General features: G+C 33.7%; 8 protein-coding genes and 1 pseudogene. 4 read left to right on the top strand and 5 right to left on the bottom strand.

The genetic code is table 11. From position 1 onward, the window contains the following. Window positions 1-381: 381 nt before the first annotated feature. Window positions 382-591 (bottom strand): hypothetical protein, encoded by a 210-nt coding sequence (locus tag PV403_RS24615; protein WP_213534584.1) that lies wholly within the window; start codon window positions 589-591, stop codon window positions 382-384. A 757-nt stretch (window positions 592-1,348) separates the two neighbouring features. Then, complete coding sequence (locus PV403_RS24610; protein ID WP_332086264.1) at window positions 1,349-1,504, bottom strand: hypothetical protein; 156 nt, start codon at window positions 1,502-1,504, stop codon at window positions 1,349-1,351. Between the two features lie 404 nt (window positions 1,505-1,908). On the opposite strand from PV403_RS24610, the pseudogene PV403_RS24605 reads away from it, so the two are divergent. The 4 genes and pseudogenes from PV403_RS24605 to PV403_RS24590 form a co-directional block, all read left to right on the top strand. Beyond that, a pseudogene (locus PV403_RS24605) lies at window positions 1,909-2,091 on the top strand (transposase); the annotation flags it as partial. Between the two features lie 244 nt (window positions 2,092-2,335). After that, window positions 2,336-2,962 carry a hypothetical protein gene (locus tag PV403_RS24600; protein ID WP_191805276.1) on the top strand — a complete coding sequence of 209 codons (627 nt, stop codon included), beginning with the start codon at window positions 2,336-2,338 and terminating at the stop codon, window positions 2,960-2,962. A 4-nt stretch (window positions 2,963-2,966) separates the two neighbouring features. After that, window positions 2,967-3,824, top strand: a complete 858-nt coding sequence (locus tag PV403_RS24595) for a hypothetical protein (RefSeq protein ID WP_191805274.1) — start codon at window positions 2,967-2,969, stop codon at window positions 3,822-3,824. Window positions 3,825-3,833: 9 nt separating this feature from the next. Beyond that, window positions 3,834-4,340: a hypothetical protein gene (locus tag PV403_RS24590; RefSeq protein ID WP_191805272.1), complete on the top strand. Its 507-nt coding sequence runs from the start codon at window positions 3,834-3,836 to the stop codon at window positions 4,338-4,340. Window positions 4,341-4,407: 67 nt separating this feature from the next. Here PV403_RS24590 and PV403_RS24585 read toward each other — a convergent pair. From PV403_RS24585 to PV403_RS24575, 3 genes are all read right to left on the bottom strand, one after another. Further along, a protein-coding gene (locus PV403_RS24585) for an IS3 family transposase (RefSeq protein WP_332086262.1) occupies window positions 4,408-5,762 on the bottom strand; the annotation gives its coding sequence in 2 pieces (ribosomal slippage) (window positions 4,408-5,309 and window positions 5,309-5,762; 1,356 coding nt in all). A gap of 519 nt (window positions 5,763-6,281) precedes the next feature. Then, window positions 6,282-6,887 carry an FRG domain-containing protein gene (locus PV403_RS24580; protein WP_191805270.1) on the bottom strand — a complete coding sequence of 202 codons (606 nt, stop codon included), beginning with the start codon at window positions 6,885-6,887 and terminating at the stop codon, window positions 6,282-6,284. 69 nt (window positions 6,888-6,956) lie between these two features. Continuing rightward, on the bottom strand, window positions 6,957-7,173 hold a 217-nt coding region (locus tag PV403_RS24575), incomplete at its 5' end, for a hypothetical protein (protein WP_332086260.1).

Genomic DNA, 7,173 nt, shown 5'->3' with positions numbered 1-7,173 from the left:
CATTGCTAAATACGAAACTAAACAAATTATTGAAAGAAAGAAAGACCATGAATTTATTTTTTCTCTCATAAATTTCACCTCCTCATATAGCTAATTAAGCATAAGAAATATCCGATGGATTTTGTAGAATCTTAAACGATCATATGTGCCTGATAATCCTGAATGTTGTTATTTATGGTTTCGCTAGGCAGGATTGAAGCATTAACTATATAGGATAATAACCTCCAATCACAATGCAAAAATTTACATCTAAAACTCAGTTAAAAAACAAGAAACACATAGGCTGTCCTAATAAAAGGGAGCAGTTGCCAAATGGCAAACTGCTCCCTGCTGTTTTCAACAAACGTTTTTTCGTTTTATTAGGGAAGATAAAAATGATGATTAATTATTATCTTGTCTAGCTTTAACCAATCGCGGTATTTTTTTCTCGTAAACAGATAATACTTGTGAAATTAATTTTTCGCTTGGAATCTCGTTATCTTTCAAAATAGCATATATAAGGTTCAAGAAAGTCTTCGCATCTTGTTCAGTTAATTTTTGAATAGATTCCATTGTGTTATCATTCGAGAAATTTCCTTCTTTTGTCTCCATAACTATCCTCCATGCTTATGTTCATTTGTTCTTCCTACACAATAGCTATGTCCCTTAGATATAACGCTTTTAGTGATTAAAAAGTTGAATTAATCTGTCAAAAGTAGCTAAGAGAAAAAGCAACACTCTATTGATCGTTGCTTACTTTAAAGGGAGCAGTTGCCAACTGGCAAACTGCTCCCTGCTGTGTTCAGCTATCGTTTTATCGTTAGTGTAACAAATGACAATTGATGTAAAATAATCACTCCGGTATCATTGAAAGCCGAAATGCTTTTCGACTTCCAATAACATCTGATCTTTATTTAACTGAGCTGTTCTTTAATTGATACTCCTCAGCTTGTCCTAGGTCTTGAATGAATTAACTGACGAAGATCTTTAAAAAGCAGATCTTATTAGTCACCTGCAATTATAATGTTGTAAGGAAGAAGATGTTTTATTTTTTTAATTATATTGATTAGTTGAGATATCTTTTGTCAAGGAAAGGGACTAGAGTATTCAATTCTTGAATAAATTCTTCAACCTCAGACCCTTTAAAATTACCTTTCGCTAAATAATAATGTTTTAAATTTCGAACATATTTCGTTTTACCCCAGAGTTCCTTGTTAATATTATAGAAAATTTGAGTATGCAACTCATACGATATCTCTACATAGTCAGTTTCATTACCATTTGAATCACATAACATAATATCTAAACCCAACAAACGCACCCCAATTTATTTGTATTGTTGTTTTTCCGTTAGCGTAACAGTTTAGGATTATTCGTTCTTATCTTTCATCATAAGTTCTTTGATCTCACGCAATTCCTTTAATATTTCTTTTGAATATTGAGTACCTTTAGAATTATCTACACCTACTTTTATAATTAATCCGCCTACCAACAAATAAACGATAAACATTATTATTCCGCTCAATTGATTTCCCCTCCAATCTTTATCATAAGAGAATTTATCCCAATTATAATTTTTTCTTTTGTTTTCTTTCAATAAATATCCAAGTGTAATATATCAACCAAAATACAATAGGTGCTAAAAACACATACTGTCTCTGATTTACTGGAAGAAAGCAGAATGAAAATAGCCCAATTATTAACATTGGTGGCATTAGAATAAAATACTTTTTCTTATGAACGTTCATCCCCTCCATTTTGTTTAATGATAACAAAAATACCTGCCGGTTTGCATGACTAAAAGGGAGCAGCTGCCAACTGGCAAACTGCTCCCTGCTGTTTTCAACTAACGTTTTTTCGTTTTATTAGGGAAGATACGAAATGATGATTAATTATTATCTTGTCTAGCTTTAACCAATCGCGGTTGTTTCATGGAAGCAAATCGCAAAGAGAAGATCCGCAGTTGAACGAGTAAATGCATACCTGAAAGAGTTCTTTCAATTAAATAACCTAAGACACCGAACAGGAGCAAAAGCGAGGCTGCACTTTATCCTCGCAACACTAGTTTACAACAGCATGAAGCTAGTCGTGGATCGTGTGAACAAACAATAAAGAGCGAAAGCCTCATAAAATTTAAAATGTATTACGATTGCATTGGAGTAGTCTGCAATTCTTTAAGTCAATGCATTATGAAATTGATTCAATTATATTAATATTAAAACCAATATATGGATTGACTTATTAATTAACTATATGTATTATAGGTACTCTTTGGTAATAATCCAATGAAAAGTAAGGGGCCCATTACTGATTCTTGAAAATTATTACTAGTTATATTAAATGGGGGAAATGAATAATGAAAAGAAAAAAAACATTAGGAGCATTAATAAGCCTTGGTCTAATAGCTGGATTAGTATTGATGGTTAATACTGGGTATAGTCAGGATAAAGAATTTAAAATGGATAATGGCGGTAATATTAGTATGAATGTTACTGAAAATTATTCAGATGTTTTACCAATCGAGCTCAAAACACAAGAAGAGGAACAAGTTATTGAAGAAAAGGCTGGTATTCAAGAATTCAGTTTTTCTAATGAAAAAAGGAACGCTCAAAGTAAGAAGAGCTTATCTTTAAATATAGATCTAACACCTACAGGTGATTTTTATAAGGTCAATGGTAGCGGATCATTAGAAATGGATGGAGTGAAGAACAAAATTGAACTGATTGGGTCTACTATATCCAAAGTTAAGCTAAAATCAGGGGATACATACGTATTCGGTCCACTAGATGCAATTATGACAAAAGAAAATGAAGAAACAGAGGAAATAATAATCGGTCTTGGCTCAATTGTGGAGACTGGACAAAGATACTTCTCCTTAACTCTTGGTAACTTTGGTGAAGGAATCTCGTATTTAATTTTTGGTGACACTAGTTTCTTAACCGAAGAGATTGCAGATATTACAACGGAATATGCAGGGGGCTAAAAGAATGAGAAAAAAATTAATATTAAGTATGTTAGCAGCTTCATTTTTATTTTCTTCAACGTTGATATCATCTAGTGAGAAGGTATACGCTGCTGAAACAATATTGCCAGGGTTTGACTATTATTATAAAGGAAGCTCCTACGCTAATTTATATATGAAAGGCTCAAGTAATGATAATTCTAATAAGACTGCCGATAGTACTGTAGTTATGAGTGCCAAAGCACTCTATCAACCTGAGCGTGGTATAGGCTATGAATCAATTACAGCATGGTCTAGACTCAGTACTATAAACAATATTTATAGCGGTTTATCATATTCAGATGCTAAAGTTAATCAAATAGATGTTAAATTTAGGGTTCAAAATTTAGGTATTCCTTTTGATATATACTCAACTGATCCAAAAGAGGAATTAACTGAGCATAAAGTTAATCCTTACCTTGAAGGGTCTTTAAGTTCCCTAGTTAATGTTCTAGCATATAAGTATCCGATAACCTCAGCTGTTTATACTCCTTTTCAAATGGTTCTAAATAACATTAATGTTAAAAAAGGGACTAATCTTACAGGAAGTGGGGGTACTGTCCAAACAGTGCAATTCTTGCTTCCTGATTCTTCAAAAGCCGACTTACCTATTTCAATTTCTTATAAAGAAGCTGATTATAAAACAAGGAAAGGGGGGGGACTTGAAAGAGGCGTTACAGTTAAATTCATATATGATATGCCTAAAAATTATCAAAACATAATTGTTGTTCCTCAAGCCAAGGTTAAATATTCTGTAGTCATGGTTGCTGGTAATGCGGCTCCAGTCACTTTATATGGTTGGACAAACACTGCCTATGTTGAACATACTGTTAACTCAAAGTGAGGAAAATTTATGATGAGAAGAACTTCTAGTATCAAGGTTGTTTTGGTAATTTCATTAATTCTCAATGTAATTATTGGAGTTCTATTATATAATAGCTACCTCATAAATAAGGATAAAATTGTGGGTGATTCATTAGAATACAGTAGGTTTATAAACCGTCTTGAGAGGTATGTATACTACCTCGACCAAGCAGGTAAACAAACTACATCTAACGAAATAATGAACTCTTTAATAAATGCAGACAAAAGATTGAATCTAGCTGAAAAATCACTAGACAAGTTCAATAATTCTATGTCTGCAACAGATTTAATCGCTAGTAGGATCACTTTGATAATTGAGGATATTGATGAAGCGAATTTTAGATTGTTATCTCAGTATGCATTATACAATAATGGAGAAGAGAAAATCGCAGATATAAAGAAATCTATAGATAGATTACTAGATGCGATACCTAAGGAATATTCAATCGAGAAAAAAAGTGAATTCATTAAAAAAATTAATAATCTTAGTTATTGAATTTATATTTCTTCAAAAACCACCGACTTATTGAAGTGACCCCTAAATGTTAGACACGGTTATTTCATTAGGCAGCTTGGGTAAAACGAGTTCGGTACTGTACCGGACTCGTTTTTAATTTTGCCTTCAATCGTTTTGTGTTGTAGTAGTTCATATATTTTTCTAGTTCTAATTTAAAATGTTCTACACTCTCAAATTCCTTTAAGTAAAGGAGTTCCGACTTTATAATCCCAAAGAAATTCTCCATTACTGAGTTATCATAGCAGTTACCTTTACGCGACATACTTTGTGTGATCCCTCTCTTTCGAAGAACTTCGCGATATGGTTTCATTTGATAATGCCAGCCTTGATCTGAATGCATCATTAACTTGTGATCCTCTGGTAAACATTCTAATGCTTTTTCTAGCATCTCAGAAACGAGTGAATACGTTGGTCTAGAGCCAATTGTGTAGGAAATGATTTCACCGTTAAACAAGTCTAATACAGGTGATAAATAAAGCTTCTCACCAAATAATTTAAATTCTGTAATATCTGTAACCCACTTTTCGTTCGGAGCTTGTGCTGTAAAGTTACGGTTTAGAATATTTGGTGCAATTTTGCCCACTGTTCCTTTGTACGACTTATATTTTTTCATGCGAACTACGCTTTTTAACCCTAATTCTTTCATGATACGTTGCACTTTCTTATGATTCACTTTTTGCCCACGATTGGCTAGTTCATCTCGAATGCGACGATAGCCATATCGACCTTCATGTTCCTCGTAAATCGCTTTGATTTCAGCCTTCAAATCAGCATCTGGATCTGGACGATCTAGCTTCTTCACTACATCGTAATACGTGCTTCGTGGAATAGCAGCGAATGCCACAAGCGCCTTCACCGAGTATTTATGCCTTAATTCATAGATGACCTTTACTTTGTCTTCCTTGGTGATTTTTTCTTGTTTTGAACTAAGGCATTTAACTTTTTTAAATACTCATTTTCCATTCGTAAACGTTCCACTTCTGCCTGTAAGGCCTCTACAGACCCTTCTACTAACGTTTGATTCTTCTGTTTGATCGATTCTTTTTTCACGGATGGACGCCCCTTTTTCTTTGGTCTTAGGGCGTCCATTCCATGTAATTCTAAGCTCTCTTGCCAGCTTAAAATGGTACTATGACTCGCAATATTAAATATTGCTGCCGTTTCTCTAACAGACGTCCCGAATTCGTTCATATAATTAAGTACGTCTAGTTTATCCTGTAAGGAATACGGTGTATAGCGCTTTTTAAAAACCTCTTCACCATGGTGCTCATATTGTTTAATCCAATTTAATAAAACAGAATGATGGATCCCTATAGATCTCGCAATCGATTTTATACCTTCCGATCCATTTTGATAGCGCATAACTGCTTGTAATTTTTCATCTGAACTAAACTTAGCCATATAAAAACTGCACCTCCAATGTTAGTTGATGTCTAACATTTGGGGTGCAGTTCATATATGTTTGGTGGTTTTTGAATTTTCAAACTAAAATAAAAGATATTAGTTTGAAATTGTAATTATAATAAAGTAGGGACATAGGGTTAATCACCCGGGTTGTCCCTGCTAACCCGATCATTGCAGGACTCGGTAGCGCTAAAGGAATGCTTTGTGCCGTAGACGTCTAGTGAAGTTTAAGCTAGGTTATTATCGTCAAAAGCGCTACGCGGGGAATGCAGGTAAGATCACTGCAATTTTATTATGGCCTTCATGGTATAGGCAGGTTCGATTCCTGTCAAGGTCTTAGAGGTGATGAATAAATGAATTGTAAACATAGTTGGGGACGTTCTGGACATATTAATGATCTTATATGTACATATGCAAAATATATAGATATGGATAACTGATAAGAAATGTATGCGATAAAAAGAAAGCGAAAAAAACAGCCATTAGATTGAGAAATGGGCTGTTTGTCAGTGATTTTTAACTGTGTGTCAAACTAAATCTATTGAAGGAGTATTCGTTGGCGAGATGATCATCATCTAATCCTAATGTACTTGCTGATATTGGATTATGTTTTAATATGTCTTTTGCAACTGCTTTTGGAATCACTATTTTGTGCATTATTTTCTGCTTGTTACCTGCGTTTTTAACATATTTAATTATATCTATAATGTTACTTGAAAAAATAAAGAGACCGTTTTGTAGTTGAAGTCTTTCATTACTTGCTGAAACGTAACCGGGGCTAATTGCAACGGGGCTTTGCATTTGATGAAAGGATACATATTGTTTTAAATATTCCATGTAATCACCATCCGGAGAGACCGCATAATTTCCATTTATACTATATTTGTTGAATTTAGCTGGATCTAACAACCTTAAGCAGGGATCGTCTTTACTATCCTGATCAGCAGCCTGACAAGCAAAAAACAAGGCTGAGTCTAAACTTGTAGTCCAATCGAGAAATCTTGACGCTAATCCGTAATGTTGGGCAAAATAAGGTATATCCCAGCCAGATAGTCGATGGATTACGCAGCCATCTGGATGAGTGACTGTGCCATTTTCAAAAAGTTTGTCATATGTCCACATTTCATATTTTTTAGCAATAGATAAATGATTACGTGAAAGTTTTACAGTTAGAGTAACAACATTTTTAAATTATAACATTGAATCCGCTATCTTCTGGATTTCCTGATCATCAAGTGGCCTTCCTGTAAAATCAGTAATTATATACTGTATTCCTGAGTCAACAAAAGTTAAGCTTTTATAATCTCTAGTTAACAAAATAGCTGGAACTTCTCCTTTTAAGAATAATTTCTTTGCATAGGAAGCTCCATCATAATGCTTAATACGATCAAATTTTTTATTCTCTTTA

Origin of the sequence: Paenibacillus sp. GYB006 (genome assembly GCF_036577645.1) — a bacterium.
Lineage (GTDB): Bacteria > Bacillota > Bacilli > Paenibacillales > Paenibacillaceae > Paenibacillus.
Note: the sequence above shows the minus strand (reverse complement) of the source record. Positions and strands in the feature narration are given on the sequence as shown.